The organism is Anaerovibrio sp. (assembly GCF_045637405.1).
Lineage (GTDB): Bacteria > Bacillota > Negativicutes > Selenomonadales > Selenomonadaceae > Anaerovibrio.
In genome coordinates this window covers 1-2,602 of sequence record NZ_JAZTZI010000071.1, presented here as the reverse complement: position 1 = coordinate 2,602, position 2,602 = coordinate 1, and the positions used below count along the sequence as shown (strand labels likewise).

3 protein-coding genes are annotated in these 2,602 nt (G+C 44.7%); all 3 read left to right on the top strand.

Going from position 1 to position 2,602, the window contains the following annotated elements:
* On the top strand, window positions 1–961 hold a 961-nt coding region (locus ACKI5G_RS05315; RefSeq protein ID WP_407398334.1), incomplete at its 5' end, for an ATP-dependent RecD-like DNA helicase.
* A 213-nt stretch (window positions 962–1,174) separates the two neighbouring features.
* Window positions 1,175–1,834: a ComF family protein gene (locus tag ACKI5G_RS05310; RefSeq protein WP_407398332.1), complete on the top strand. Its 660-nt coding sequence runs from the start codon at window positions 1,175–1,177 to the stop codon at window positions 1,832–1,834.
* 467 nt (window positions 1,835–2,301) lie between these two features.
* Window positions 2,302–2,602: flagellar protein (locus ACKI5G_RS05305; RefSeq protein WP_407398330.1), on the top strand; the 301-nt coding region annotated here is incomplete at its 3' end.

The following is a 2,602-nucleotide window of genomic DNA, read 5'->3' as shown; positions in this document are numbered from 1 at the left end:
CATGTTCGGCAGGGATATCGATGATCAGCTGGAGGCGGATGCCATTATTTTGGACGAGGTTTCCATGATGGACATTGTGCTGATGCGCCATTTTTTGGAGGCGGTGCCCGCCGGATGCCATGTTATCCTGGTGGGGGATGTGGACCAGCTTCCGGCTGTAGGGCCGGGATCCGTATTGAAGGATATTCTTCGAAGCGGTGTGGTATCCAGCGTGTGTCTTACGGAGGTATTTCGTCAGAGTGAAGCATCCAGTATAGTTATGAATGCCCATGCTATTAATGCGGGGCGGGTTCCAAGATTTTCCGATGCCTCTGATAATCCAAGTGCTGATTTTGAATTTATTGAGCTTAATAATCCAGAGGCGGTGGAGTATCAGATTGTGAATCTGTGCCGTGATATATTGCCTAAACAGGGCTATTCACCCTTTGAGGATATTCAGGTACTTTCCCCAATGCACCGTCAGGCCTGCGGGGTGGAGAATCTAAATAAAAGACTTCAGGCGGCTCTGAATCCTCCTGCATCCTACAAGCCGGAATTCGTCAGCAGTATCCGCAGCTTCCGTCTTGGTGACAAGGTGATGCAGACCAAAAATAATTACGATAAGGGCGTATTTAACGGTGACATTGGGTTCATTGAGGAAATGAATGAGAGCAGTGTTACTGCCCGTTTTGGGGATGATTTGAAAGCGGTTTATGAGAAGGCAGAGCTCAGTGAGCTGCAGCTGGCATATTGCATGAGTGTGCATAAGAGTCAGGGCAGCGAGTATCCTGTGGTGATTTTGCCTCTGGTGCCGGGGCATAGAATTATGCTCCAGAGGAATTTGCTGTATACGGCTATTACCAGGGCCAAGAAAAAGGTTATTCTCATTGGGACCAAGGCAGCCTTAAATACTGCTGTTGCCAATGACAGGACTCGCCGGCGTTATACGCTGCTGGCTGAGCGCCTGGCACATTCGTTGTGATATTCATGGGCGGAGGCTGTTGTCTGGAGCGTCGGTCGCTTCGCTGGAATTTTTTCTTGCTTATTAAATAGCAAAAAAAGTCAAAACTCGCTTCGCTCAAACAATTGACTTTTCTGCTAAAATAGAAGTATGGCAAGAGAAAAATTCCTTGACGCTTGTGACCTAATAGCTCCAGCCATCAGCCTACCGCCATTTGTATATTGAGGTACTGATATGATTGAAGCCATATTAAATTTTCTTTTTCCGCCGAAGTGTCCGGCTTGCAGGGGGGCTGTGAAGCACAACGGGCAATGGTGCGAGGAGTGTCTTAACAAAATACTTCAGCCTCGTCAGCTGCCCCTTGATGGTAATCTGGGGAAGGTTTTTGATGGCGGTGTAATGAGCTTCAGTGACTATGAGGATCCGGTGAAGAAGCTTATTGCTGATGCTAAATTCGAGAAAAAGAAGCATGCAGTGAAGGCACTGCAATTTTTCGTGGGCAGGGGCCTCGAAAAGCTTGATTTGCATGATGTTGATATTGTGGTGCCGGTGCCGCTTCACAAGAATAAAATTAAACAGCGTGGCTTTAATCAAAGCATATTGTTTTTTGAGGAGGCCATGAAAAACTCAGATTTGGAAATCTGGGAGGTGCTGCGGCGGGTACATGAAACCCGTCCCCAGTTTGGGCTAAAGTTTGCCGAGCGAAAGAAAAATATCAAGGGTGCCTTTGCAGTGGCGGATAAAAAGCACCGTCATCTGGTGAAGGGAAAGAGGGTACTCCTGGTGGATGATATTTTCACTACCGGTGCAACTTTTGCCGAATGCGGAAAGGTTTTGCGGGAGGCAGGTGCAAGCCAGATTTTCGGACTGGTGATTTCCTCCGGGCATAGATAAGATAAAAAATAATGGGCAGGAGGGTGACATCTTGAACGCCGTTCCAGTTCTAAAACTTTTTATTGCTATTATGTAGCAGAAAAAATCATAACTCACTTCGTCCTTATAGGACTCGTTCAAACAGATGATTTTTCCTACTACAATCAAGGTGAAGCAATAAAAAGTTTCTTAACGAACTGTCACTTAATGTTCAATCTGCCAGCCCCCTGCCCATTTTTCACCTGTATTGAACAGACTAATTTTTGTGCATTAAAATCATTATGATAAATATTTTGCCTGTGGCAAAATTTGAACAATTACGTTATAACACGCCTGCTAATTATTTGTTCGCGTGTTGAAACGTTTTACAAGGTGTATTTTGCCTATGGCAAAATTTGAACAATTACGTTATAATTAAAATGTTCACTGAAAATGACGATATAAATATTGTAAGGTAGTATAGAAAAGCGAATCGGGAGTGAGTTACTATGAATAAGTTAAAGAATTGCCCAGAGTGCGGAAAGCTCTATTTAGAGGTTGGTCAGAAAATGTGTCCGGCGTGCTATGACATAGAGCTGGAGCAGGAGCAGATTGTACATACCTATGTACGCGACCATGATAAATGTAGTATTACTCAGATTGTTGAGGAGACCGGCGTAAAGGAGAAGGTCGTTCTTCGTATGCTGAAAAATGGTCGTTTCATTAATTCTGGCGGTGCAGTTATTACTTATCCATGCGAAAAGTGCGGTGAGGAAATACGTATCGTACCGGATTTTGAGCCAGAAATAG